Source organism: Bradyrhizobium sp. USDA 4541, from assembly GCF_024171085.1.
Lineage (GTDB): Bacteria > Pseudomonadota > Alphaproteobacteria > Rhizobiales > Xanthobacteraceae > Bradyrhizobium > Bradyrhizobium australafricanum.
In genome coordinates, this window is the sequence record NZ_JALJZF010000001.1 from 7,183,567 (window position 1) to 7,209,474 (window position 25,908).

Below are 25,908 nucleotides of genomic sequence, written 5' to 3' on the forward strand. Positions count from 1 at the left end.
GATCTGACGCCATGCCCCATTCTCCCCCTTAGCGGTCACGTCCACCAGTCGCTCCGATGCGCTGTCCGCATCAAGCTTTGAGGCGCAAAGGAGCAAGATTGTTGCTGCAGAAAGGACTGGCATTCCCGTGCCATTGGAGCGTTACTGAGTCGGCCGGGCATACAACGGCCCCGGTTTCTCACCTCGCATCCCGCGAGGTTTGGGCAGTGCGGCAATCATCGCCGCGCAGTTCACATCAGGAGAAACCGGTGAGTACCATTGAGGCCGGTGGCGCAACGGAGCCACATTTCCAACTCATCAAGTTCAGCCCTTCCGACCGCCGCCATTTCATCGGCGGCTCCGATGCCCGCATCATCATGGGCAATGATGAGGCGGATCTTATCCGCCTCTGGCGGGAAAAACGCGGCGAGAGCGAGCCTGAGGACTTGTCCGGCAATCTGATCGTCCAGCTCGGCACTGCCACCGAAGAGCTCAATCGCAGCTGGTATCAGCGCAACAGCGACCAGACCATCAAAGACGTCCAGAAGCGCGTGCGTCACCCTGTCCATGGATGGATGGCGGCAACGCTCGACGGCATCGTCGAACAAACCGGCGCGGTGTTCGAAGCCAAGTTCATGCTGCCGTGGGCCTTCAGTGAGGAAGCGGCAGCCGAAAAGCACATGGCGCAGTTGCAACACAACATGTGGGTGATCGCGGCAAGATCAGCGGTGCTCTCGATTATTACCGGGGGCGGCAAATGGATCGAGCTCACGGTGCATGCCGACCCGCTCTACCAGCATCTTCTGCTGACCGCAGAGAAGAAGTTCTGGCGCTGCGTCCAAAGCGGCGAGCCGCCGGCCCTGTTCGGGAGCGAGGCGCCGCGCCCGCGCCTGGCGGCCGTCAAGGTCGTCGACATGACCGCCTCCAACCTGTGGGCCGTGTGTGCGGCGAGCTACCTCCGCACCCGCGTCGCCCACGGCGACCATGAGCGGGCGAAAGCGGAGTTGAAGAAGCTTATGCCCGAGGATGCCAAGGAAGCGTTCGGCTATGGCGTTCGCGCCAAGCGCGCGAAATCCGGCGCCATCAGCTTTGATCCGCTTGAGATGGAGAGCGTCCATGCATCAGGCCAGTGAACATATCGGCGCGATCGCGGCTGCGCTGGCCAAGGCACAGGCCGAGCTGACCAACCCGGAAAAAACCCTGACTGCGACGATCCGCTCGCCATTCCTGCGCGATGACGATCGAACCTTCCGCTATGCATCGCTCGCTGCGGGCCTCGACATCGTGCGCAAGACCCTAAGCCGGCACGAGATCGCCACCATCCAGACCACTCGGATCGAGCCCACCGCGGGCCACATCCACCTCACCACCCTCCTCGCTCATGCATCCGGGGAATGGATTTCCTCGGACTTGCCGGTCTGTGCCATGAAAGACATTGAGGCGCCGCACCGTATGGGCGCGGCGCTCAGCTATGCCCGCCGCTACGCTTTGTTCGCACTGGTTGGCATCGCAGGCGAGGACGATCTAGACGCGCCAAACGCGGTGGCCGGTCCATCGGCTCCGCCGCCGCAATCGCTCCCTGGCGCGAAGGCCAAGCCTACCAAGGGCGTTCTCAACCGCGCGCCAGTGCTGGGTCTCCCGCAGTCGGCCGAGCTCCGGGAGCGGCTGTTGAGCGAGCTCGCGGTCCTGCCTCCCGGCGATGACCTGCTCGTCTGGGCCAAGGCCAGCCTTCCGCTCAAAAACACCCTTTGGGAGCCGGACGCCAAGCTCGTCGAGACCGCCTATCTGACCAAGCTTGAGGAGGCCGACCGAGCCGGGATCGTCGAACCGGCTCCTGCCTTCGACCAAGCCCCGGGCCTTTCGGCGGAGTCGCTCCCAGAGGCTCCTGCAGGCATCGAGGACGCGCCGCAGGCCCTCCCGCCAGCTGCCCCCGAGACGAGGCTGGCCTATCCTAAGGAGCCGCCCCGCAAGCGAAGCAAGGCGCACCTGCTGTTTGTCCGGGACCAACCCTGCGTCGTCTGTCGGCAAAGCCCGTGCGACGCCCACCACTTGAAGTTCGGCCAACCAAGGGCTCTCGGCCGCAAGGTCGGCGACGAGTACACCGTGCCATTGTGCCGCGCCCATCACCAGGATCTGCATCGGCACGGAAACGAAAGGGCCTGGTGGGCCAATCTGAAGATCGAGCCGTTGCAGGTGGCCCATGACTTGTGGTCAGCAAGTCCGATCCACCGCCCGCTTGACGCCGCCGTCGTCGGCGCGGCCGCACCCCCGCGCCCGGGATCGGAGGTTTCTCCACCATGAACGGGCCATTCCAAACCGCACACGAGTTAACTGCAACAACGCCAACATTGCCGGTCGAGTTTGAGGTGCTGGCAACGCCTCCCCTGCTGCTGCCCGGTGAGCGGCTTGACCATTACCACGCGCTACGCCAAGCGATATTCGCCGATTTGGCGCCGCGGTCCGCCATCGAATGGCTGCTCGCGATCGACATCGCAGAGCTTTCCTGGGAGATCCAGCGTTACCGGTACTTGCGCCACCGGCTGCTCGTGACCTATCGGCAAAAGGCAATTGAGGCCGCCTTACGCGGTATCGACATGGCCGGGATCGCGCCTGAGTTCGAAGACGAGGCCGACTATTACACACGTCAGAACGCGCTGAGTTGGCGGCTCGACCCTGTTGCCACGAACGAGATCGAGACGCGTCTGGCGTCATACGGTTTCGATCACCATTCCATCAACACGGACGTCTACATTCAGGCGCGCGAGGTCTTCGCCTTATTCGAGGGCCTTCTCAATGCAGCGCAAGCCAGACGCCTGCTCCTCGTCAGAGAGATCAAGAAGCATCGCTTCCTGGCCTAGCGCGTTCGACGCCACGGTTCCGGCAAAACCGGTTCGCCTCGTCCGAACGTGCTCTAAAAGACGATATGTGGTTCAACGGCGCGCTATTATCGCGCTTGGACGATAAGAGGACGGGCCAGATTATTCCGGTTATGCAGCGCTTGCACCCGAACGATTTGTCGGGACACTTGCTCCAAGGCGAGACGCGGTCCCATTTGAGTCTGCCGGCGATTGCAGCGGAGGAAAGCAAGATATCGCGGCCGGGTGCAGCGCGACGGTAAGACGGTGCTCGTCAGCTCAAGGTCCGCGCTGGACTGGACGTGGCGCTTCCCGTGGATTGTCGAGAGCGCGCTGAAGCTGCCCTTGACGCAGTTCGCGATCGCCAGCGAGATCTACGTGCTCGACGCACGCGGGGTCTCCGACTTCGACGCCCTGCACTCCAACCGGCATAACGAGGACGCCCAGCTCTACGCCTTCGACTCGGTCGCGCTCGACGGCGACGACCTGCGCGAAGAGCCGCGTTCGAGCGGAAGGCCGCCCTTGCGAAGGTGCTGCGGCGGCGGCCGACGAGATCGGGCCCGAGCTGTTTCGCGCGGCCTGCGACCTCGCCTCGAGGGACCGGTCTCAAGCACCGCGAGCGCCGCAACCGGCCAAAGCCTTGTGACTGGATCAAAGTGAGAACGGAAAACTTCCAGCCCTCAGCCGCGTCATGGATGCGATGTCCTGAATCGCCTCGCCCGCCGGCGCGTCCAAATTGCTAAGTGGACCGCGCGGCACCCCCGTTAATCAACGGGCGCAAACCTCGTTGCTCGCCCCCCATTACAATGGTACCTAGCAATATTTCCGGCTGGCGACGAATTCCATGAAATTGATTGTGGCGGCAGCATGCGGCCTGAACTAAGAGCACTCACCGGGATTCGCGGACTGGCGGCGACCACCGTCGCGCTAGCTCACTTCCGCCTGCCACTTCCTTTTGGGTTGCGGTCGATCTTCCAATGGGAAGATGCCGCCGTTGTCCTGTTTTTTTGCCTGAGCGGATTCACGTTGGCCTACGTGTATGGCCGCGATCGTTTCAGATTCTCAAGCTATATTGTTGCCAGGATCGGCCGGGTCTATCCTCTATATTTTTTGACACTTGTCGGTCTTGGTGCGGCATACGTCGTCCCGCTCATTATAAACCCAGAGACCTACCCGGTTAGTCGAGCCATTCCGGATTTCGTGCTGCAGGCCCTGATGCTCAACGCGTGGCCTGTCATAGGATATGGCGATCACTGGAATTTCCCGGCGTGGTCGATATCGGTTGAATGGTTCTGCTATCTGCTCGTCTTCCCGCTCCTGTTGCAGCTACCGAAGCCGCCCCGGTCCGACAATGCGAGGTTGCTCGCCCTCGTCGTTCTATCCGCCCTCTGCTATTCGCTGCTGCTGGGCGTCCTCGATGAACGCATCATGGGGCCGACGAGCTATGTCGCTGCGCACAAGTTGAGCTACTGGGCGCCGGTGCTCGAGGGCATCCTAGCGTTCACCGCGGGTTGGATCGCCTTCGTAATCCATGAGGATCGGGACGACATCCATTTTCTGTGCAGGCAATACTCCTCGCTGATCTGGATTTGTATCGCGGTCATTTTGATCCTCAGATACTTCATGCTCATCAACTCGCAGATGATGCTTTTCCTCTTTCCGTTCGTAGTCTTGGCAGCAACTGACGCCACGTCTGCAACGTCCCGCATTCTGGGATCACGACCGTTGCACTTTCTTGGGCTGATCTCCTACTCTATTTATCTGATGCACTTCCCGGTTATGCTGGCATTTCTTCTTGTGCTAGGTGAGCCAGGCGCGTGGTCTGGATGGGTTTACGCGATCCTCGTCATAGCCACGTTCTTGGTCTCCGTTGTGACCTATTTTGCGATCGAGCGGCCGGCACGCGATGCGATCCGTGGCCTTTACACACAGCGACACATGCCAGGGCTAGTTGCCGTCCGACGAGACGCCAGCGTGAAGCGTAAATGAAAAGCCCCGCGCCGCCGGGCATGGCGACGCGGCCTCCTAATTCGACCCGCGATAGAAGATCAGGTACCGGTGATATGGACCGTAATTCCGGGCCCGTCACGATGATACCCCCTCCTTACCCTCCGGGTAAACACGGGTGTACCTGGCATTGCTCGTGCGTGGGTTGCCGTGTAAGCTTCTGCCATTTCAAAATATAAAATCATTCTGGGAGTGCTGGAATTGAGCGGCGAAGGTTTTCGCTGGGCGGTGACCGCCTGTGTTGCGCTTTTGGACTTCATCATTGCGCGGTATCTCGGAATTCACGTCGTGATCGAGCTATGGTTCGTTGCCCTCGTCGGCTGGTTGCTGGCAATCTACATAGTCTATCGATTCGCCCGGCCGGATGCGCGCCTCGCCTGGCTCTGCGGCAGCGTCGCGCAATACCTGGCGCTCGGCTGTACGCTGACCATATTGTCGTGCCTAGTTGCGGCGTTCAATTTCCCGCTGATTGATCGCTACCTTGCCAAGGCAGACGCGACAATCGGCCTCGACTGGCTTGCGGCGTTTGATTACGTGCAGTCAAATCCCTGGCTGAAGCGGATTTTGCAGATCGGCTACAACTCGACAGAGGCGCAAACGGCGCTGCTGTTCCTGGTGCTGAACGTTACCGGGCGGGTACATCGAACCGGCGAATTCATCTCGCTCTGCGCTGCGACGCTGGCGATCATGGCCATCATTTCGGCCGTGTTGCCCGCGACCGGCGCGTGGCCGACCCACCGAGTGCTGCAGTCGGTTTCGGCGGATTATCTCAGCTATCTCCCGCTCCTGAACGGGCTGCGCGACGGCAGCCTGCGGCAGCTCTCGCTGAGCAACATCGACGGGATCGTGACTTTTCCGTCTTTCCATACCGCGCTCGGAATCATTTTCGTCTATACGGCGAGAGGCATCCCGCTTCTGTTCCCGGCACTGGCCGCACTGAATGTGATCATGATCAGTGCGACGCCAGTTATTGGTGGACACTATTTCGTGGATATAATTGCCGGTGCCGTCATCACATGCGCGGTAATCTTCATGGTGAGAGCAGTCGCGATATGGGACCGCGCACAACTGACTCTTCGTTCAGAGCCGAGCGCACCATGAGGCTACATTCTCCTGATTGCCAGCTAAACGATAAAGAGCCGCCCCGTCTTCCAGAAGCGACTTAAAGACGTGACGATCGACAGTGTCAGTCGGGCTGAATCCTCTTGATCCAATTGAGCGAGCGCTGCAACGCACAACACTTTTACGGCCCATAGAGCCAGTGCCCGGCTCATTGCCACGGTATGGCAGCAATCAACAGCAATTTTGCGCCGTCCAGCCCATCATCCATCATCGGTAAGATCGGGAATTTGGTATCTGGGAAGGCGCGCCTGGTGCAGCAACGATCTGAATGGGGCTTGCCTTGCAAGCCTTGAGTTGCACATTCGTTACCTGCACCAAAGCCCCATTCCGGCCATGCTTGTGGCGGCCGATCAAAGGTCGGTCGCATCCCACTTACTGGGATCCGGGCCACTGTACTTTCTCGGAGTCATCTCGCACTCGATCTATATGACGCACTTTGCTCTCTTCATCGGCGTCGAAGCCGTGTTCGGCTTGCCTATTACTTGGCCGTTGTCTTTCTATCCACTTGTTTCACTCGCAGTGTCTACTGGCAGCTATTTGGCGATCGAGCGACGGCGGGTAATGCGGTACGAAGACTTCGGTGCAACTCGCCCGCACAAGCTGAAAGCGCCTGAGCGATCTCAGAGACCCGGTCGGCCTGCTGCAATGAATCTACCAACACGGCCAAAAAGGTTGGTGAACCCGAACACTTGAGGGTCTTCGCGACCGTCGAGACGTACAAGGCTTGGCTCAAGCAGAAAGCGCGCCAAGTTCGAGTACGAGGTTGTCGAAGTTAACGGAGCAATGGGACGCAGCTTGGAACCAATCCGTATCTCAGCCCGTTGAAGTACCAACCATGCTCGAGCAAACAATGTACGCATACGACGAAGACCGCCTGATTGACGCATGCGCGCGGGCGCGGCGGGCTCTATGATGGCGTTGCGTGAAGGTCAGGCGGCCTGCTGACCGGCGGCTTGGCGCAGGAGTTTCCATTCCCAGGGCAGCAGTTCGTGCAGACGCGAAGCGGGAAGATCGGCGATACGGGCGAGGACGTCGGCAAGCCAGGCCTTGGGATCGACGTCGTTGAGGTGACAGGTCGTGATCATCGTCAGCATGATGGCGGCGCGGTCGGCGCCACGCTGGCTGCCGGCGAAGGTCCAGTTGCGCCTTCCCAATGCGATGCCTCTCAATGCGCGCTCGGCACAATTGTTGGTCAAGCAGATCCTGCCATCGTCGAGGAAGCGGGCGAAGTCGTCCCAGCGCCTGAGCATGTAGTTGATCGGCTTCAGGACCTCGGAGGAGCGCGAGAGGGTTTCGCGCTCACGCAGCAGCCAAGCGTGCATGTCCTCGAGAAGCGGCTTGCTGTTTTCCTGGCGCACGGCGCGCCGCTCGTCGGCGCCACGGCCGTTGATGGCGCGCTCGATCTCGAACAACGCATCGAGGCGCTTGACCGCCTCCAGCGCGATCGGAGAGACCGGCTTGCCCTTCTTGCCTTCCCGAGCATTTTTCTCGATGTCAGCCAGCTCGAAGAAGCCCCGCCGCGCATGGGCAAAGCAAAACGCCGGCGTAATCGGCAGCGCCTTCTTCTGCGGGTCGAACAGCGGCTCGAAGCCGTTGTAGCAATCGGCTTGCAGGATACCGGCGAAGGCCGCCAGATGCTTCTGGGGATGCTCGCCTCGTCGATCGCTCGAGGCGTAATAGACCGCCGCCGGCGGCGCAGGCCCGGCGAAGGGCCGGTCATCCCGCACATAAGTCCAGATCCGCCCGGTCGTGCACTTGCCCTTCGCCAGGATACGGATGGTGGTGTCATCGCCATGAAGACGCTCGGCCGCGAGCACATGGCGTTCGATCAAGTGGAAGAGCGGCATGACGGCGAAGGTCCCGTGGCCGACCTGGTCCGCCAGCGTCGACAACGGCAGGTCGATCCCCTCGGCCTTGAAGCGCGCACTCTGGCGGTTGAGCGGGATGTGCATGCCGAACTTGTCGAACAGCATCGTCGCCAGCAATTGTGGGCCGATGAAGCCACGCGGCGTGGCATGGAACGGCGCCGGCGGCTGGCTGATCTTCTCGCAATCGCGGCAGGTAAATTTCTCCCGTACCGTCTCGATCAGCTTGAAGCGCCGCGGGATCTCCTCCAGCGTCCCGGTCACATCCTCACCGATCTTCGCCAACCGCGATCCACCACAGCAGGCGCAGGTCGTTGGAGCCTCAATGACGACGCGCTCGCGTTCGATGTCGTCCGGCCACGGCTTGCGCACCGGCCGCTTGCGCATGAAGGGGCGGACGTTCTGCGTCTTCGCCGCTGCGGCCTGCGCGGCAAGCTCATCCTCGCTCGCTGTGGTGACGAGCTCTTCCAGCTCTAGCTCCAACTGCTCGAGCAGCCGTGCCGTGCGTTCGGAGCGTTGCCCGTACAGTTCGCGTTTCAGCTTCTCGATGCGCAACTCGAGATGCGCGATCAGCGCCTCGGTATCCGACAGTTGCGCCTGCGCATTCGCGGCTTGCGCCTGCCAATTGGCAGCCACCGCCTCAGCTCGCAGCCGTGCCTCACGCTCGGCCTGCAGCGCCGCCAGGGCACTGACGAGGTCCGATGGAAGATCGTCCGGCTTCGATATCATGAAGCCATTGAATCAGATCAAGCAGCAGATTCAAACCGTAAAAGCGGCTATCCGACCCGCGTCGGCCGATGGGTTTCTTGAGGGTTACGCCAATCGATTCCAGACAGCAGATAGCTCAACTGCGCCGGCGAGATCGTTACCGATTCTCCGGTAACCGATGGCCAGATGAACTTTCCTCTCTCGAGTCTTTTTGTGAACAAGCAGGCTCCCTGGCCATCGTGCCAGATCGCCTTCACAAGATCGCTGCGGCGACCGCGGAAGACGAACAGATGACCGCTGAGCGGGTCTTTGTGCAGCACCTCCTGCACTTGGAGTGCCAGCGACGGAAAGCCTCTGCGCATATCCGTGTAGCCTGTCGCGAGCCACACTCGCACATTCCCCGGTATCGCAATCATCGGCGTCCAAGCACATCGAGGACCCGCGCTAACGCCTCCGGATCGACGTGCGCATCCACCCGGATGCACCGTCGGTTGCCGAGATCGATCTCTATCAATCCAGTACGCGCGGCTGTCACGGAGCGAACTCGGCCATCAACCGTAGGCAAAAGCTTCGGAGCTTCCTCAGCCGAGGCCGCTACGGCGGCGATCTGCACCGGCGTAAAAGATGGCACAACTTGTTCCGATGTCCGTGCTTGTCGACGCCAGGTAAACACCAGGCTGGCCGCTACTCCATTGCGACGCGCAACCTCAGTCACCTTCGCGCCCGGTGCCAATGTCTCCTCGACAATCCGTGCCTTGTCGTCCTGCGACCAGCGCCGCCGCCGCTCCAACCCGCCCAAAACCTCGACCCGCATCGCCTGATGACCTTAAAGCTAGACTTAAGGCCACACGCTTCGCGAATTGCCACCCATCACGCAAGACGGCCCCCGTCGGATGCGTACCAAACAATTAACGAATCTGCATTATCAAATTGGTCTTTGCCATTCCGATGTTCGGCACCGAGAGGCTGAAATGAATTGGGTTAAGGCATCGCTCGTTTTCGCCGTACTGATACTTGGATGCGCCGACCTTTTAACCACGAATAAGATTCTGGATCTTGGGTTCAGCGAGGCGAACCCGTTCATGCAGATGGCTCAGTGCTGATTCCGCTCGATGTCGCCCACCATTCCGGAATGATCTCGCCCACCGTTCCGATTTGATGTCGCCCACCATTCCGAGATGATCTCGCCCACCATTCCGGGATGATGTCGCCCGGGGTGACGAGGCCTCTTCTGGCTCCGATACGGTCCCGCCTTTCGGCTTTGCGAAGGGGGACCTGGATGCCGACGGAGAGGTTTGCGATGCGCCATGTGCGCGATGTGATCAGATTGAAGTCGGCCGGGATGCCGACCCGCGAGATTGCGCGGCGGGTGGGGACAGCCCCTTCGACGGTGCGGTTGACGATCCACCGGTTCGAGGCAGCGGGGCTGACCTGGCCATTGCCCGACGACATCACCGACGCTGCGCTGGAAGCCCGGCTGTTCGCCAGCGCGGGAGCCGGTCCCGGCACCCGGCGGGGCCATCGCCGGCAGGCCGAGCCGGACTGGGCGGCGGTACACCGCGAACTCCGGCGCAAGCATGTGACGCTGTCGATCCTGTGGGACGAGTACATCGCGGGCGAACCCGGCGGGTATCGTTATTCGCGGTTCTGCGAGCTCTACCGCGCCTGGGAAGGCCGCCTGTCGGTGACGATGCGCCAGTCGCATACGGCCGGCGACAAGCTGTTCGTCGACTATGCCGGCGACGGCGTGCCGGTGGTAATCGACCGGTTCACCGGCGAGCGACGCGCCGCGCAGATCTTCGTCGCGGTGCTCGGCGCATCGAGCTTCACCTACGCGCAGGCGACTTGGACGCAGGGGCTCGCCGACTGGATCAGCGGCCACGTCGGCGCCTTCGAGGCGATCGGCGGCGTGCCGGCGCTGCTGGTGCCGGACAATACCAAGGTCGCAGTGATCAAGGCCTGCCTCTACGACCCGCAGATCAACCGCAGCTACGCCGACATGGCGGCGCATTACGGCACCGCCATTCTGCCGGCCAGGCCGCGACGGCCACGGGACAAGGCGAAGGTCGAACAGGCGGTCCTCATGGTCGAGCGCTGGCTGCTCGGGCGGCTGCGCCACCGCACCTTCCACAGCCTCGCCGAGGTCAACGCAGCGATCACCGAGCTAATGACCCGGCTCAACGAGGAGCGGCCGATCCGGCGGCTCGGCGTGACCCGCCGCAAGCTATTGGAGGAGATCGACCGGCCGGCGCTCAAGGACTTGCCGGAGAGCCCCTACGTGTTCGCCGAGTGGCGGATCTGCCGGGTCAGCATCGACTATCACGTCGAGGTCGAGGCGCATTACTACAGCGTCCCGCATCGCTTCGTCCGCGCCGAGGTCGAGGTGCGCTTCACCGCCCGCACCGTCGAGATTTTCCACAAGGGCGAGCGGATCGCCGCGCATCAGCGCATGAGCGGCAACCACAAGCACACCACCGTGCCGGAACACATGGCGTCCAGTCATCGGCGCTACGCCGGCTGGACCATCGAGCGCATTCGCAAGGAGGCCGCCACGATCGGGCCGGCCACCGCGGCGCTGTGCGACCTGATCCTCGATGAGCGGGCGCACCCGGAGCAGGGCTTCCGCGCTTGCCTCGGCATCATCCGGCTCGGCCAATCCTACGGGCAAGAGCGGCTCGATGCTGCCGCCATGCGGGCGATCGACATCGGCGCGCGCACCTACGGCTCGGTCAAATCGATCCTTGCCAACAACCTCGATCGGCGTCCTTCACCCAAGCGCCCCGCGGACAACGCGCCGGTCCTTCATCCCAACATCCGCGGGCCACGCTACTACAACTAGGAGATCACGCCTTGCTCACGCATCCGACCCTCGATCAACTCCACGCGCTCGGCCTTCATGGCATGGCCAAGGCCTTTGCCGACATCGAAGCCGGCGGCGATGCCGCAAGCCTCGGCCATGCCGAATGGCTCGCGCTGCTGCTCGAACGCGAAGCCTCGCTGCGACGCGACAAGCGGCTATCGAAGCGGCTGCAATACGCCAAGCTGCGCCAACAGGCTTGCGTCGAGGACATCGACTATCGCACCCCGCGCGGCCTCGACCGCAGCCTCCTGACGATGCTGGTCGAAGGCCAATGGATCGACGATCACGCCAACCTGCTGATCTGCGGGCCCTCCGGCGTCGGCAAGAGCTGGCTCGCCTCGGCGCTCGGCAACAAGGCCTGCCGCGACAATCGCTCCGTGCTCTACCAGCGTGTCCCGCGGCTGTTCACCGACCTCGCTTTGGCGCGCGGCGACGGCCGCCACCCGCGGCTCCTGCGGGCGCTCGGCCGCATCGATCTGCTCATCCTCGACGACTGGGGCCTCGAGCCGCTCGACGCCGCAGCCCGCCACGACCTCCTCGAGATCCTCGAGGACCGCTACGGCCGCCGCTCCACCACCGTCACCAGCCAGCTCCCCGTCGATCAATGGCACGCGCTGATCGGCGATCCCACCTACGCCGATGCCGTCCTCGACCGCCTGGTCCACAACGCCCACCGGATCGATCTCAACGGCGAGAGCCTGCGGCGAACCCGCAAACCCGATCGAAAGGCCTGAGCCAGTGGCGCTGTGGACATGCCGCTGCGCTTGGACAACGCAAAGAGCGTTGCCCACATGCCCACAGCAGACCAACAGCAGACGAAGAAGGGCCTCAAGCCGCGATTCAAGGTTGACCCCGCGGCTTCACCGATGCCAGAAACCAAACAGCCAGAACGCCTCGCGCCCCGGGCGACATCAAATCGGAATGGTGGGCGAGATCATCTCGGAATCCTGGGCGAGATCAAATCGGTACACCCGGGCGAGATCATCGGAATCCGCAGCTCAGGCATGGTTCGGCGTCTGGTGGCCGATCCCTAAACTAGGTTTGACGTTTATCGCCATGGCATTGCTTTGGCATAGCAAAAACCTCTTCAACATCGCCATGGTAGTAGCGTTCTGCTCGACACCTGTAATCAACAACCTACTTATCATCGCAGGCGCGAGCTAAACCATGACGGCCGCTCGTCGCGCGTATTAGACAAGTCCCGTCTATCAGCCCCGATCAACTCTTTGCATGATCAGCGATCAATCGGCATGTCTTCGCTCGTGATAGTGCGTGCGCGCAGCGACGGACAGGCATAGGCGCGGTGCGCAAGCCGAGCTTCAAGATCGCCCTGGAGAGCTTACAGGCGCCGCGGCAACATCGCGGCGGTAACGGCGTTCGTCGGGCGTGGGGGTGCGGATTGCGACCGGCCACACGATATGCGCTGTGGCATGAACTCGCTGGCCCCGCCGGCACAGGAAGCGTTTAGGTGCGGCCCGCACGGCGGCAACCTCTACTACGTGTTCCGCGGGAAGAGCGGAAGAGCAGCAAGGTCCCCTGGCGAGGGCTGGGTGTCGTTTTGTTGCTCAACGAAAGGATTGCGTGCAATCCGGCCCAACCTCGACGCAAAGCCCTTTGCCTAGTGGATGATGATGGCATATTCAGCACCGCGCTTAGGCTCGGAGCTGACGAGCGTCAGTTACCGCAACCGGCAGCTAGGCTCTGGGGCGGAAGGCCAGATCGTTCCGAGCCTCGTCGCAGCCATCGCACCAAGGCCGCAATTTCCGTTCTGACGGCCTGGAAATAAAGCAAATGCGTTATCGCAAACGATAGGAAGCAAGCCCCCAAAATCGTTACGACTAGGTACAGGCCGGCGCCGGAGGGAACCGCGTTCAAACCGAGTGAAGCCTGTGCCGTGGTGGGCACGCCGGCACGCCAGGAATAGACCAGGAAGCCCGCATAGCCGGCGCTCAAGTGCGTTGCGATCGTGAACGCGGGCCTCACCCCAGCCGCCAAGGCAAGGCAGGCCAGCAGGAAGAGCGGCAAAGCGATCCCGAAGAGCTGAAAACCGTCGATCGCAACGTAGCCGCTCAACAAGGAGTGGCTGCGCTGAAAGATGCCAAAGATCCTGAGATTAATGAACCAGAGCAGTTGGGAGCTCGGTGCGTATTGCAATGCCAACGCGGCCAGTTCGGCGCAAAGCGTGGCGGCGAACAGTACGCAGGGACCCAGAAATTGCAGTTTGAAAAGGCGATTCATGAAACAGGCCATACGTTTGAAAACGCATGGCCTATCTTGGGTCGAAAGCATTTAACTTGTCTTAATGGAACTCTTCCAGAGGCCGGTCGGCCGAAAAACGTCATTAAAATCAAGTCACTGCGCGAGGAGCGACCTATGGTTGATTGTTCGGCGGCCGCTCGATGAACTTGCGGCTACCGTTGAGAAGCTCGAGATTGTTGGCGATGACCGGGTTGCCGGGATCGAGCGAATACGCCTTCTCAAACTTCTTCCGAGCCGCGCTCAGATTGCCGCGCAGCATGTAGGAGTATCCTTGGTCATTGAGGATTTGAACGGTCTCGCCGCCCAGCCGGATCGCTGACGCATAGGCCTGGTCGGCGAGATCGAAGCGGCGTATCCGATCATAGCTCGCCGCGAGCCCGATCCAAGCCGTCACGTCCTTTGGCGATTTCTCGACGGCGTCCTTGAAATAACGCTGGGCTATGCCGTAGTTGCCGCGGTTATATTGCTCAAGGCCCATCCGCACCGGCTCGTCGGAGGGATAGTATTTGACGTCGGTCGGCTCCTGCACGGGGTCGCCGCCCGGCGGATCCACCGGCGCAACGATGGCGGCCTCCCGCGTCGTGTAGTCGCAGGCCGCAAGGCCGGCCGCGAGCCAGCAGCAGGCGAGCGCCGGAATGAGACGCCGCAATCCTCGTCCCATGTCCCAGCTCCGGCGACTTCCCAGCGTCATCAGACAAACCATCGTGAAACTACCTAACAGAAACAGATGGCGCGATCGAACGGTGTCAGCGCCAGAAAACTATGTCACAGCCTCGCTTCCAAACTCTACGTCACAGCAGACGAACGCACCCGAGAGGCTGAACGTCAGCTGGTTACCTGCCAAGCCCTCCTCCCCCTACCCCGACGGCCACCGATCCTCCGGTCCCCGCTCCCAGCCCGGTTGTGTTAACATTTTGAATTGTGGTGACGGGCGGCGGCTGGCCCATCGCCCTCGTCGGATCGCCCATGTCGGGAAGCTGATCCAGCGGACGCTGCTGATTGCCATAACGCGTCACCGCACCGCCTGTACGCCGTGCGTCGTACGCGATCCGGCGATCGCCGACGTATGCCGGCCATGGGTGGATCGTGTGGGTGGCGGCGTTGACTTCCTTGGCGTTGCCGGCGCTCATCGTGATGGTGTCGGAACGCTGGACGTAGCGGTCCATCTCGTCATGCCCGTAAACGCCGTAGCAGCCGCCGAGCAGGAAGGGTGCGAGCAGAGCCAGATACCTGATGGTCATCTCTCGCCTCCTCTAGTTCAGGGTCTTCACGACCGGCTGGTTTGCACCCACGGCCGCCGGAGGCGGAGCGGGCACAATCGCATTTGGCGCAATGATGTGGCCGTAAGGCCCTTTCACGTCGCCGCCGGAATTGACGTAGTCGTCATAGCGCTTGCGGACTTCCATCTGGCCATTGAGAAAGAAGTCGACGTCATTGGCCGGCAGACGGGAGTCGAGCGGCGATGCCAGTTGCTGACCGGGCGCCGCCGGCGCGACAAGGCGCGGCGTCACGATGATGACCAGGTCGGTTTCCTGTTGCTGGTATGACTTGCTGCTGAACAGGGCTCCAAGCACGGGCACCGAGCCGATCCACGGTAATTGCGAGACGTCCTGCGTGTTGCGGGTCTGCAGCAGGCCGGCGATAGCAAAGCTCTGGCCGTCGCGCAGCTCGACCGTGGTGCGCGCGTCGCGGCGGGTCAGTGACGGAACGGAGGTGCCCTGGATCGTGATCGAGTTGGCGAAGTCGAGTTCGCTGACCGAGGGCTCGACGCGGAGGTTGATCAAGCCGCGCGAGAGCACGGTTGGGACGAAGGCCAGTTCGACGCCGAACTTCTTGTACTCGATCGTGACAGTCGGGAAGCCGTTCGTTGTCGTGTTCGGGATCGGCACCGGGAATTCGCCGCCGGCCAGGAAGCGCGCGGCATCGCCGGAAAGCGTGGTCAGGTTCGGCTCTGCCAACCGGCGCGCCAGTCCCTTCGTTTCCAGTGCAGTGATCAGTAGATCCACAGAACTGCCGTTGCTGGTCCGCAAGATGCTGGTCAGCAGACTTCCGAACGGAGCCGGGGATACGCCGCCGGCAGAACTAACAAGCGTTCCGATCGTACCAAGCACAGGAAGGCTGCCTGTAGGAGCAGATCCAACGGGGCTGCCCCCGGCACCGAAGGTGCCATTGTTAGTGTTGATACCGCCAATGGGAGTCCGGCCAGCGGCTACGACGCCGCCCTGCCCCGAAATCCCGATATTGGTCCCATTGGCGTTGGCCGCCATAAGGTTCACGCCGAGGTCACGCCCCGCCTGCCGGCTGACCTCGAGGAAGCGCACCTCGAGCATCACTTGCTGCGGCGCCGCAACGCTCATGGCGTTGACGACGATGCCGCCCTCGGGAACGCTGCCCTTGGCAATCGTCAGCGCCCGCTCCGCGGAGACTGCATCGGCGGCGATTCCGCTCAGCACCACCTGGCCTTCGGATGCGGAAACGCGAATGCCGCGCGTGCCCGTGCCGGACTGGATATTCTGCTGCAGATTGCCGACATCGACGGTCACCTCGACATCGAGAATGCCGATCTGCTTCATCGAGCTGTCGAACAGAATGACGTTTGTCGTGCCAGTCTTCTTGCCCTGAATGTAGATCAGGTGATCACTCAGCGACTTCACGTCCGCGATATCGGGCGAGCCGGCCACGATGGTCGAAAAAGCAGTATCGACCTTGAAGGTGCGCGACTTGTTGACGGTTACCCTGACCCGCTGGACCTCGGTCATTTCGCTGACGAAGACGCCGCCTGACGTAGCCCGCCGGTCTGCAGCTCCCGCGCGCTCGGCGGAATTGAAAAAAGCAAGCACAGCGCCAAAAGCCATGATGCTCAAGGCAAAAACACCACGCTCCGCGCTACCCCAAACGCGACCGCCACTCATTCGAATCCCCTTCGTCGCCGCTGTCGCAGCCATCCGTAAATTTACGGCTCCCGGCGTTCTGACTAGTCTCCTTCGTGCACCACGCCATGGAGCTTACAACCTGTTCAACTACAAATAGTTACTTACCCTGGCAAGCTGAATCGAAGCACAAGACCAGCTCGGTCCGGCACGTCCCGACGCCAGGCCGCAAATGGCGGCTCCTGGATCATCCTCTGTCACGCGCCTCGATTGCAAGGAAAGAGCTTTCCCGGACTGCGACAACGTCGGAGAAAACTCCGCGATGTTGCCACAGCGCACCACTTCCGGAGCCCGCCGGGCCATTCGCCGGCCTGCCCAACAGGCTGAGGCCCTTCTGACGCCCTGCCCAGCCCTGAGTCCTCCAATCAGACCCAACGAATCGGGCCTCCTCAAAACGGAGTCCTGGCGAACATGCCCGGCGCGGTCTCACCACACAGCAAATGGCCCTGCCCCAGCGGGACCATTTATCGTCGCGCTAGGCGAATTGCCGCCCGTCTTAGCTAAACGGCGCCGCAACGTTCTCAGTAGCCAAGCTGAGTACTCTGAGCAACGTGACTGATGGCCCCTTTCCATACGGGTAGCATCAGACTGAATTTGTAGCTCGCGCTCGCCGTGATGCTCATCGCGCCGGTAGTCGTATTCATTGCGGTTCGCGAAGCAGAGGGTGGCGAAACGAAACCGGCCGCTTTGAGGAATGGCACGACCGCTTCCGCGGTAGCGACACTATTTGTACCCGTCGACGGCAACGTACATGCACTCGTTTGCGACTGGGTGGCGCAGTAGATCAGGGTTTGCCGCACCAGCTCGCTCGACAAGGTGCGGACCGAGTTTGTTGTCACATAGAACCGGGCCACATCGCTGATTGTGATGAAAAGCAGGACAAACGTGATGAAGATGAGCGCGAGCTCAAAGGAGACGGCTCCCGACCGATCGAGTTTTTTACTGGATGCGGACTTCATAGCTTGCACGATTGTTGAATGATCCCGACCAGACCAGCGCATTCATGCTGGAAGCAGGCATACTGGCCGAGACCTTGACCAGGAATGGAGCATTGCACGTGGTGCCGGTTGCAATTGCGCTACAGGAGGTCGCTACGCCCGCGCAGGAGCAGGTAACAGTGGGCGTTGCGCTTAACGTCCATCCCGAGGGGAGAGCGCTTGTTATGGCGCTTTGGATGCCGGTCTGATCGGTGGGGAAGAAACGAGCATATTCTCCGCCGGCTCTGACCGCCGTTTGGATCGCAATGTTTCGTTGCGCCACGTCGCCAATACCTACGCCGGCGAGTGCAAGCGTGAATACCATCGCAGCAATCAGGATGAACTCAAATGCGGCGGCTCCACGCTGGTTCTCGAGGAAATTGCGGCACCTCATGGCGTTACCCCTACTGCACGAGGTTTACGGCCCTGGTTTGGGCGGTCTGGGTGCCGGTGGCGCTACAACCGCTCAGCTTTTCAGTAGCATTCCCGTTGTAATATACCGACCAAGCGACGAGCGAGAGGCAGCTCTCCGATGTAGAGAATGAACCGCCGGTCATACAGACACTGGCGTTGGGGAAGTACATCCCCCCGTTCAAGGTAATGGTCGAGCTACCTGTAATCTTGACCTGCGGGCTACCGCAGGAGCCGGCTTGGTGTTCTGCATACCTGTAGTCCATATAGAACAGGATGCCCGCATAATTCGCGTCCGCGTAGGCAGGTGTTTTCGTAGCGCTCATCGTCACGGTGCCACCGGTGATGCTCAATGACCCAAGCTGGCTGGCTGAACTACCGGTGAAGATGATGGTACAACCATTGCAAATAAGCGAGCCGCCCGACACCCTGATGGACGAATTATAGAAGAAGTAGGTTCCCCCCGAAGTGAGTGTCAGGCTGCTACTGGCATTGTTGATCGTCAAGTCTGCTCCCACACAGAACACTTTGGTTGAGATGACGTGCGGAGAGGCTGCCGTGGCCGAATTAGGGCAGTTCGCGGCATTGACCGTTGAGGGAATCGCGGACGTATCTGTCAGCAGAGCTGCATACGGATCCAGTGAAGACGGCTGGTACATCAGATTGCCTGGCTGAGTGCATGGGCTACCACTGCCGTTTTGCGTACAGCCGCCTGCGCCGACCAAGACGGCGTTCGCCTGTGTCTTGTTAGAGCCGGCGCCGTTGAATGTAATGGACTGCGGGCCGGTCGCATTCGAGGCCAGAGAGCAGTTTGTCGCAGTGACTGCAGCGCTGCCACTGAATCCAAGTCCGCCGGCCAAGGCCAAGGAACATGCATCGCCAGTGTTTGAACGGGCGGCAATCGCGACCTCGGTGACATTCGTCGAGCCCTTTCCCATGACGAGAGCGGTGAAACTACGCTTTATCCCCCGAACGATGGTTGCCTTCACGGCATTGCAGCTTGACGACGAACAAGATCCGCTGTCGGCGCTGAAGGTCCCGCCGCTATAGCTGCCCGGCTGAATGGTGACCGTTGTGTCCTTCAGTCCCGACGTATATCCGTTGTCAGTCGCGACGCTGCTGCCTGCGGTCTGTGCGCTGGTGTAAGTGCCTGAGCTTTGGGTACCCGTGGTTTGGATAATCGCCAAAACCCCGGCAATGGCCGCTGCATCGGCAGTATTTTGTCCGTGCCGTCGTTCAAGGTACCAGGTGCTGACTTCCATTCCGAAGCCGGCCATACTCATAAACCCGACAGAAGATGCCACGAACATGAGCGCACTTACACCGCGCCGATCCCGCATCAAACGCGAGATGTTCTGCACCATCGATTGACCAACTTTCGGACAGGAAACTCCGGTCATGGCTTTATCCGCAGCTAGATTTGCTTGAACGCATGAATGAGGTGCAAGAACGTACTTGCCCCCAGAATGACGAACATTGCCGGAAGCAGGAACAACACCATCGGAATGGTCAGCTTGGCGCCGAGCTTGTGCGCCCTCTCCTCAAGCTTGGTAATCCGCTCCCGCCGGAGGTCGACCGCGATGCTGCGTAGCGCCTGGCCCAAAGGTGTGCCGTATTGCAGGCTTTGACTGACCATGGTGCCGAAGCGGCGCAGGCCTTCCGACGTGCTTGCCAACTTCTCGAATGCATCGATGCGGTTCGGCAAAATGCGGAGGTCATCCAGAAGGCCGCGTAGCACCTGAGCCATCTCAGGACTGGCCTCTTTCATTTCTTCTGCGACACGTTCCAGTCCGCTCTCGAGACCCATGCCAGCTTCAACGCACACGACCAGCAAATCAATCGTATCCGCCGTGGCTGCCCGAACGGACTTGTCGAAGCGCCGCCTGAGCTGCCACAGGATCAGGCGCGGCCCCATGATTCCGATCACGACGCCGATCAGCGTGAAGACAAGCGCACCGCTGAGCGAATCTCCGAGGATCTGGGCGACAGAGAAAGCCAGGATCGGGAAAGCAACCATGCAAACGATCTTGAGACCGATCCAGATCGGAAGCGTCCGGTGATGATTGAACCCCGCCGATTGGAGAACCGCTCGCAGTTGCTCGATGTCCTCGTCGGCGTAGAGCCGGCGGTAGCGTGCGCCGATCGACGAGAGCCAGCCAACCAGGTCCCTGGACGGGCTCGACCGATCAGGAATGCCAAGAACGGCGTTCGACACTCGGGTGTCCAGGGCGCGGATATGCACCTCGCGAATGATCAACACGCATGTCGCCGCCGCGACGATTATTGCGAGGGCTGCGATCTCGATACCGCCGGTCATAGCGTAGTTTCCCTCTTGACCATCCAGCGAATGACAAAGTGCCCCATCAGCACCGAGCACACGGCATAGACCAGGAGCACGTTTCCGGTGGGATCATAGAACAGTTGATCGATCATTGTCGGACTGACCATGTACATCACCCCGCCCACGACAAGGGGCGACACGGAAAGTGCGCGCGAAGAGAAAATCACCTCTCCCGCAAGCGCTTTCGCGCGAGCAGCGAGCGCAACCCGCTGGCTTACGGTCTCTCCCAAATTCTGGAGAGTCTCTGCCAGGCTGCCACCGGATTTCAGCTGGACCGCAAGCGTCACCGCGAACATCGCGTACTCCGGCACCTGCGTTCGCCGATAGATAGCTTCCACCGCCTCCTCGGGCGGTCTCCCGACACTCAGCTCAGTGCAAACGATCGCAAACTGCCCTGATGTTGGCTGCGGCATCTCACGAGCAATGGTTCGGAATGCCTCATTGACGGGCAAACCCGATCGGACAGTGCTGGTCACGAGCTGGATGGCATCGGGCAATTGACGGAAAAGCTGACTAGTAAAGCGATGTTGCTGCCATCCGAACAGGCCGCGCACCACCAGGACTGCAACGACAGCCGCCACGACGGACACTGTGAACACGGAAAGTCCCACCAGGCGATTGGCATAGACGACGCCTCCAGCGGCGGCGACACCGGCAAGCAACACATAGACCGGATGCAGGACGTAAACGATATCAGGATGATAGTTGGCCAGCCGTTCGAGAAACTGCCAACGTGAGGCCGTTTCCGCTCTGCGTATCGAAGGCAAGTCAGCCAGTTGAGATGCCGGTAGAGCGATCTCGAGCTGACGATCCATCCGCCGTTGCCGCGCATCAAGCCACAGCGTGTTGACCGCGGCGCAGAACAGGAGCGTCAGCACAATGAGAGTCAAGGCGGTCAGCGTCATATCTGCCTCATTGCCTCCGCCCAGGCACGGTCGAGCCCGTAATAGACAAGGCGGCTCTTGAATTTCGGGATCGCGTTGGTGGACCGGTAGGTCCCCGATATCCGCCCGTGAACATCCTCTTCCTTGTACTCGAACAGAGCGATGTCATTGGTGGTGATGACCTCGCCTTCTAGCCCAATCACCTCGCTGACCTGGACGATACGGCGCTGGCCATCACGCATGCGCTCGACTTGCACGATGAGATCCAATGCGGCGACAATCTGCGTTCGGATCGCGCGCGGTGGCAGACTGACTTGTCCCATCTGCACCATGTTTTCGATGCGGGTCAGAGCATCGCGGGTACTGTTGGCATGCACCGTGGAAATCGAGCCGTCATGACCGGTGTTCATCGCTTGCAGCATGTCGAATGCTTCCACGCTGCGTACCTCGCCCACCACGATTCGATCTGGTCGCATACGTAGCGCATTCCACAACAAATCGCGTTGCGTCACCTGGCCCGTGCCTTCAAGGCTGGGAGGCCGGGTCTCTAGGCTGATCACGTGCGGTTGCTGCAGTTGTAGCTCCGCGGCGTCCTCGATCGTGACGATGCGCTCGCTGTGATCGATGAACTGGCTAAGAGCATTCAGGAGCGTCGTCTTGCCAGATCCCGTGCCTCCGGAGACCAGAACATTGAGCCGACAGCGAGAGGCAATCTCCAGCAGCTGTCCGAGAGCGGGGGTCATCGTGCCGTTTTCGATCATTCCAGCGATGTTCAAGCGCCGGCTGGGGAATTTTCGAATCGAGATGCACGGACTGTGGATCGCCAGCGGCGGTAGAATGATGTTGACGCGGCTGCCGTCAGGCAGACGGCAGTCCACCATCGGGCTGGACTCGTCGACGCGGCGACCGACCTGCGAAGCGATTTTCTGCGCGACGGAGGCGATGTGATCATTGTCGCGAAACCGAACCGCAACCCGCTCGAGCTTGCCCGCCCGCTCGACATAGACGCTGCTCGGTCCGTTGATCATGATGTCGTTGATCGACTCATCGAGCAGAAGCGGACGAAGCGGTCCGTAGCCGGTCATGTCGTCGGCGATTTCCTCCGCGAGGAACAGCTGCTCGCGGCCCGACAGCTCGAGGCGCTCCTGGTTGGCTATGCCGTGGATGATTTCCTCGATCTGCCGACGCAGGACGTCGCGGGAGACCGTCGTGGCGATCGCCGGCTCGATCTGCTCGATCACCCGCTCGCGCAGCGACGCAGGCATCACCGGATGGTGCGAAGGCTGTTCATGCTTCGGCGCCGACGCAAACAGGCTGGGTGCCGGTAACGCTGCGCTTGGCTCCTCCGACGGCAAGGGCGGCGGGACCGGATGCGCGCTAGGTGCTGCTGGCGGCGCGACCAGCACCGCTCCGGGCATCCGCACTGGCATTTCGTCTGCGCGCCTGCCGAACTTTTTCATAGCCCGAGCCACCTCTTCCACCCAGACCTTTTCATGGAGCCGACGCCGGTGATCTCTCGTACGATCGGGGCGAGGTGACGCCGCAGCCTGGATACGTGTTTCAGCGCCGGAATGCCGAGGTTGACCGCCTGGGTCATTCCCTTGCCGAGATCGGGGATGACCATGTCCGGCTCAGCGCCCAGCGCCTTGACGATGGTCGCCCTGGGTAGGCCGCCGGCGCGGTCGGCGCGATTGAGCAAGGTAAACACGCGATCTTTGCCGGCGATGTTGGTGACGGCGTTGCGCAGCGCGTGGGCATTGCGCAGGCCGGTGACTTCGGCCTCCAACAGCACCAGCACATGACGGGACATCTGAATGACCGGATAGATCGATGCCGGGAACGGCACCGGAACATCGACAACGACGTAGTTGAACCGCTGACGGAGCAGGCCCAGCACGTGCCGCACGCCGGCTTCGGTGATGTCGAGCTTCGCATCGAGTTCCTCGTCGCCGGAAATCAGGCAGACCCGATCGTTCACCTCGATCGCGGCCCGTTCGAGGAAGAGCGTGTCGGCCCGCATCGGATTTTCGAGGGCAATGCGGAGGCCGGGTCCGGGACGAACGCCAAGCATCACCGCCGTCTCGCCACCCTGCAGATGCAAATCGAGCAGCGCCACCTTAGCCTTGGTGGTCTCGGCCAGCTGGAGCGCGAGGTTGATCGCGACGCTCGTCGCTCCAGCGCCGCCCTGCGCACCACAAATCGACACTACATGTCCACCGCGATCGTTGTGGGCGGGCGCGACATCGCCAAACAGCTTCGGACGAAACTGGTCCAGCACCATATCGCGGGTAATCGGCGTTGGGAGGTACTCGGTAAGGCCGATCTCCATCAATTCGCGATAGAATGTGATCTCCCTGTTCTCGCCGATGAGACATACCTTGACATCGGGCGGGCAGACGCTCGCCAGACGTTCCAGTTCGGTGAAGGGATCATCGATCCCGCTGATGTCGGTCACCAGAGCGAACAGGTCAGTGTCCGTCTCGAGCATACGAGTGGCATGACGGATGGTGCCACGCCGGATAACCAGGTTGCTACCCTCGAGACCCTTGCGCAGCGCCGCGGCGCTAAGCTCGTCGTTCACGAAGCAGACGATACGGTTACGCGTGATGGCGGACGTCGTCTCGTCGGGGGATTCCACCACGGCCATGTTCATACTCATCAACGTTTCTCCGACACCTTGCCAGGATCGTCCATTGCGGATGCAGCGTGCTGGGTGGCGTCCGACAATACATCGCAACCGACGCCCGCTTCGCCGTCGTCCGAATCCTGTCGCCTTACCGAGTATTGCTTCAGGCCGGTGGTGCTATAGATTGCGATCGTTGTACTCTGGCCGGCGATAGCGTTTTGCCGCGCGAGCTCGGGGGAAACATCGCAGCTTGACATTACATTCGTGTCGGCTTTGGCCCACTGTTCAACCGCCGCTCGCACGACCAGAGACAGCGTTCCAAGTTGCTTTGCGACGGTGACTTTCTTGACCTGGTCTGGCGTGAGTTCGAGCGAGACAGTTTGTGCCTGCTTACCAACCACAGCGGCCGCGGCTCGACCGCCCTGAGCAATCTCCTGGTCGACGGCGATGACTCTCACGTTGCCCAGCACGGTTTCGCTGACCGCCCGACGTGCGGGATTCGCCTTCTCGAACACCTGGGTCAACACCACGTCCACATAATCTCCGGGCCTGACCAGACCGGAGACGCCAGTCTCCTCGTCCACCTTGATGCTAATCGCACGGCTGTCCGGCGCCAGAACGCTGGCGAGGAAACCGCGATCACGCGGCCGCAGGATGTCCTGCAACGTCACGGGACTGCCCGTGTCAACAAATCGGCGAACCAGCGAACCGGGAAGTCCCGCCTTGGAGTCGGGCGTCTCAAGGATCGCGCCCGCGGGGACGCTCTCCGACGTCGCCTGGCGCACGGTGAAGTCCTCCTCACGTGCCAAAGTCCCTTTCGAGAGCGGATGCGCCGCAACAAAATATCCGACCGTGGCAGGGCCGGCCGGAGCCGGTGCAGTTGCCGCAACCACCGCTGCCGGTGCCTTTGGCTGGTTCATGCCATAGGCGATGAGCCCCAGCGCCGTCGTCGCCAGTAGCAGCACCATGATGATCGAGACGCGCAAAGCGGATGACATGTCAAAATCCTTTGCTCAAAATGGTCCAGATGCCCCCGCATGCGATAGCGACCCCATAAGGCAGCGGCGCATGCCGCAAATGGCGCCAGCGCTCGACTGCATAGACGCGACGTATCAGAGATGATCCGGCAGGCGCGAGCCGGGGTTGTGGCAGGCGACGCATCATGAGATGCACGGCGGCGAGAACACCGCCGGCCAGTGCAGTCGCAGTCAACAGTTGGATCACGGAGGTCGGCGGCAGACCGATCGCTAACGCGACGATTAACTTGACGTCACCGCCGCCGATCATGCCGCGCTGGTAGATGATGAGCAGAACGAGAAAAAGAATAGCAGCGACAATCAGCGACTGGGCAAGCTGCATCGGCGTGAGCAATTGACCGATGATCCCGAGGAACGCTAATATTAAGCAAATCTCGTTGCTGATCAGTCGAGTCGCAATATCGATCGTTGCCACATGCAGCAACAACAGGATTTCCAGAACCGAAGCTATGGGAACAATCCAACTCATCAAACACGCGCCTGAAAAAAATTGAATAAAGAATTGAATATTAGCGCACTGCAGAAAACGTTGATGCCAAATCTCGCAAATCTCAATGCCGCGCGAAGCGGGTGACTGACTGCACTAACCTCCGACTGCGGTACCGAGCGCAGCGCTATCACCTCCACTGGCGATCACACGGCACGCACAGCGCTAGCAGAGACCGCAGCAGTGACGCTAAGCGTTGGAATCCCCCCTCTTCGCGCGAAAGGCGACAATCCAACTCTCCGAACAGATGCGCCGGAAATACCGGGACACTGGTTATACCAATGTCCCGGTATTAAGCCTCTTACGTGAGAGCGTTGGTGAGTTTCGTGACGACGGCGCTGATCGCAGTCGACAGGCCGGTGGAAAGGGCACCACCGCCGCTGAGGCCGAAAGCGGCGCCGACTGCAACAATGATGCAAGCGGCGACGATCACGTACTCGAACGACACAACGCCATCCTGGTCGGCGCGGAGACGCTTAAAGGCTTCGGTGGTCTTGATGTAATACTTCAGCATAGGACAAAATCCCTTGTTACAAATTTACGCCACAAGTTGGCGGGCA

26 protein-coding genes are annotated in these 25,908 nt (G+C 61.1%); 9 read left to right on the forward strand and 17 right to left on the reverse strand.

From position 1 onward, the window contains the following. The first annotated feature begins 296 nt into the window (after positions 1 to 296). From J2R80_RS34855 to J2R80_RS34880, 6 genes are all read left to right on the forward strand, one after another. Complete coding sequence (locus J2R80_RS34855) at positions 297 to 1,112, forward strand: YqaJ viral recombinase family protein (protein ID WP_253641058.1); 816 nt, start codon at positions 297 to 299, stop codon at positions 1,110 to 1,112. Further along, positions 1,096 to 2,280 (forward strand): ERF family protein, encoded by a 1,185-nt coding sequence (locus tag J2R80_RS34860; protein ID WP_253640172.1) that lies wholly within the window; start codon positions 1,096 to 1,098, stop codon positions 2,278 to 2,280. Before J2R80_RS34855 ends, J2R80_RS34860 begins: the two co-directional genes overlap by 17 nt. After that, positions 2,277 to 2,837, forward strand: coding sequence for a hypothetical protein (locus tag J2R80_RS34865; protein WP_253640173.1), 561 nt, complete (start codon positions 2,277 to 2,279; stop codon positions 2,835 to 2,837). The genes J2R80_RS34860 and J2R80_RS34865 overlap by 4 nt, the downstream gene beginning before the upstream one ends. 243 nt (positions 2,838 to 3,080) lie before the next feature. After that, positions 3,081 to 3,494, forward strand: coding sequence for a hypothetical protein (locus J2R80_RS34870; RefSeq protein ID WP_253640174.1), 414 nt, complete (start codon positions 3,081 to 3,083; stop codon positions 3,492 to 3,494). Between the two features lie 207 nt (positions 3,495 to 3,701). Further along, positions 3,702 to 4,823, forward strand: a complete 1,122-nt coding sequence (locus J2R80_RS34875) for an acyltransferase (protein ID WP_253640175.1) — start codon at positions 3,702 to 3,704, stop codon at positions 4,821 to 4,823. A 219-nt stretch (positions 4,824 to 5,042) separates the two neighbouring features. Continuing rightward, complete coding sequence (locus J2R80_RS34880) at positions 5,043 to 5,942, forward strand: phosphatase PAP2 family protein (protein WP_209909499.1); 900 nt, start codon at positions 5,043 to 5,045, stop codon at positions 5,940 to 5,942. 950 nt (positions 5,943 to 6,892) lie between these two features. On the opposite strand, the gene J2R80_RS34885 is transcribed toward J2R80_RS34880, so the two are convergent. Genes J2R80_RS34885 through J2R80_RS34895 form a run of 3 tightly spaced genes read right to left on the reverse strand, consistent with a single transcriptional unit; the run spans position 6,893 to position 9,350 of the window. Next, a complete protein-coding gene (locus J2R80_RS34885) occupies positions 6,893 to 8,557 on the reverse strand; it encodes an IS66 family transposase (protein ID WP_253637928.1) in 1,665 nt (554 codons plus the stop codon). A gap of 47 nt (positions 8,558 to 8,604) precedes the next feature. Further along, a complete protein-coding gene (gene tnpB, locus J2R80_RS34890) occupies positions 8,605 to 8,952 on the reverse strand; it encodes an IS66 family insertion sequence element accessory protein TnpB (protein WP_092084175.1) in 348 nt (115 codons plus the stop codon). Next, entirely contained in the window at positions 8,949 to 9,350 is a 402-nt protein-coding gene (locus tag J2R80_RS34895; RefSeq protein WP_139486052.1) for a transposase, read from the reverse strand. Before J2R80_RS34895 ends, tnpB begins: the two co-directional genes overlap by 4 nt. 486 nt (positions 9,351 to 9,836) lie before the next feature. On the opposite strand from J2R80_RS34895, the gene istA reads away from it, so the two are divergent. From istA to J2R80_RS34910, 3 genes are read left to right on the forward strand one after another with little or no spacing between them, the layout of a single operon-like run. Beyond that, positions 9,837 to 11,375, forward strand: coding sequence for an IS21 family transposase (gene istA / locus J2R80_RS34900; protein WP_083715045.1), 1,539 nt, complete (start codon positions 9,837 to 9,839; stop codon positions 11,373 to 11,375). 11 nt (positions 11,376 to 11,386) lie between these two features. After that, positions 11,387 to 12,130, forward strand: a complete 744-nt coding sequence (gene istB, locus J2R80_RS34905) for an IS21-like element helper ATPase IstB (protein WP_076828398.1) — start codon at positions 11,387 to 11,389, stop codon at positions 12,128 to 12,130. 18 nt (positions 12,131 to 12,148) lie between these two features. Further along, a complete protein-coding gene (locus J2R80_RS34910; RefSeq protein WP_253640176.1) occupies positions 12,149 to 12,430 on the forward strand; it encodes a hypothetical protein in 282 nt (93 codons plus the stop codon). A 640-nt stretch (positions 12,431 to 13,070) separates the two neighbouring features. On the opposite strand, the gene J2R80_RS34915 is transcribed toward J2R80_RS34910, so the two are convergent. From J2R80_RS34915 to J2R80_RS34980, 14 genes are all read right to left on the reverse strand, one after another. Next, positions 13,071 to 13,634 carry a hypothetical protein gene (locus J2R80_RS34915; protein WP_253640177.1) on the reverse strand — a complete coding sequence of 188 codons (564 nt, stop codon included), beginning with the start codon at positions 13,632 to 13,634 and terminating at the stop codon, positions 13,071 to 13,073. 133 nt (positions 13,635 to 13,767) lie between these two features. Further along, positions 13,768 to 14,316 carry a tetratricopeptide repeat protein gene (locus J2R80_RS34920; protein WP_253640178.1) on the reverse strand — a complete coding sequence of 183 codons (549 nt, stop codon included), beginning with the start codon at positions 14,314 to 14,316 and terminating at the stop codon, positions 13,768 to 13,770. A gap of 172 nt (positions 14,317 to 14,488) precedes the next feature. Further along, positions 14,489 to 14,896, reverse strand: a complete 408-nt coding sequence (locus J2R80_RS34925) for a hypothetical protein (protein WP_253640179.1) — start codon at positions 14,894 to 14,896, stop codon at positions 14,489 to 14,491. A gap of 12 nt (positions 14,897 to 14,908) precedes the next feature. Then, entirely contained in the window at positions 14,909 to 16,567 is a 1,659-nt protein-coding gene (locus J2R80_RS34930) for a type II and III secretion system protein family protein (RefSeq protein ID WP_253640180.1), read from the reverse strand. Between the two features lie 539 nt (positions 16,568 to 17,106). Further along, positions 17,107 to 17,544 carry a hypothetical protein gene (locus tag J2R80_RS34935; RefSeq protein WP_253640181.1) on the reverse strand — a complete coding sequence of 146 codons (438 nt, stop codon included), beginning with the start codon at positions 17,542 to 17,544 and terminating at the stop codon, positions 17,107 to 17,109. Further along, positions 17,525 to 17,956 (reverse strand): TadE/TadG family type IV pilus assembly protein, encoded by a 432-nt coding sequence (locus tag J2R80_RS34940; RefSeq protein ID WP_253640182.1) that lies wholly within the window; start codon positions 17,954 to 17,956, stop codon positions 17,525 to 17,527. Before J2R80_RS34940 ends, J2R80_RS34935 begins: the two co-directional genes overlap by 20 nt. A gap of 10 nt (positions 17,957 to 17,966) precedes the next feature. Continuing rightward, positions 17,967 to 19,373 carry a TadE/TadG family type IV pilus assembly protein gene (locus tag J2R80_RS34945; protein ID WP_253640183.1) on the reverse strand — a complete coding sequence of 469 codons (1,407 nt, stop codon included), beginning with the start codon at positions 19,371 to 19,373 and terminating at the stop codon, positions 17,967 to 17,969. 14 nt (positions 19,374 to 19,387) lie between these two features. Beyond that, entirely contained in the window at positions 19,388 to 20,290 is a 903-nt protein-coding gene (locus J2R80_RS34950) for a type II secretion system F family protein (protein WP_253640184.1), read from the reverse strand. Then, positions 20,287 to 21,219, reverse strand: coding sequence for a type II secretion system F family protein (locus J2R80_RS34955; protein WP_253640185.1), 933 nt, complete (start codon positions 21,217 to 21,219; stop codon positions 20,287 to 20,289). Before J2R80_RS34955 ends, J2R80_RS34950 begins: the two co-directional genes overlap by 4 nt. Continuing rightward, the gene (locus J2R80_RS34960) at positions 21,216 to 22,658 is read right to left on the reverse strand and encodes a CpaF family protein (protein WP_253640186.1); all 1,443 of its coding nucleotides are present in this window, start codon (positions 22,656 to 22,658) and stop codon (positions 21,216 to 21,218) included. Before J2R80_RS34960 ends, J2R80_RS34955 begins: the two co-directional genes overlap by 4 nt. Further along, entirely contained in the window at positions 22,655 to 23,857 is a 1,203-nt protein-coding gene (locus tag J2R80_RS34965) for an AAA family ATPase (RefSeq protein ID WP_245376284.1), read from the reverse strand. The genes J2R80_RS34960 and J2R80_RS34965 overlap by 4 nt, the downstream gene beginning before the upstream one ends. Further along, positions 23,857 to 24,822, reverse strand: a complete 966-nt coding sequence (gene cpaB / locus J2R80_RS34970; protein WP_253640187.1) for a Flp pilus assembly protein CpaB — start codon at positions 24,820 to 24,822, stop codon at positions 23,857 to 23,859. Before cpaB ends, J2R80_RS34965 begins: the two co-directional genes overlap by 1 nt. Position 24,823: 1 nt before the next feature. Then, on the reverse strand, positions 24,824 to 25,330 hold the full coding sequence (locus J2R80_RS34975) for a prepilin peptidase (protein WP_253640188.1): 507 nt from the start codon (positions 25,328 to 25,330) through the stop codon (positions 24,824 to 24,826). A 319-nt stretch (positions 25,331 to 25,649) separates the two neighbouring features. After that, the gene (locus J2R80_RS34980; protein WP_209909537.1) at positions 25,650 to 25,862 is read right to left on the reverse strand and encodes a Flp family type IVb pilin; all 213 of its coding nucleotides are present in this window, start codon (positions 25,860 to 25,862) and stop codon (positions 25,650 to 25,652) included. Positions 25,863 to 25,908: the final 46 nt, after the last annotated feature.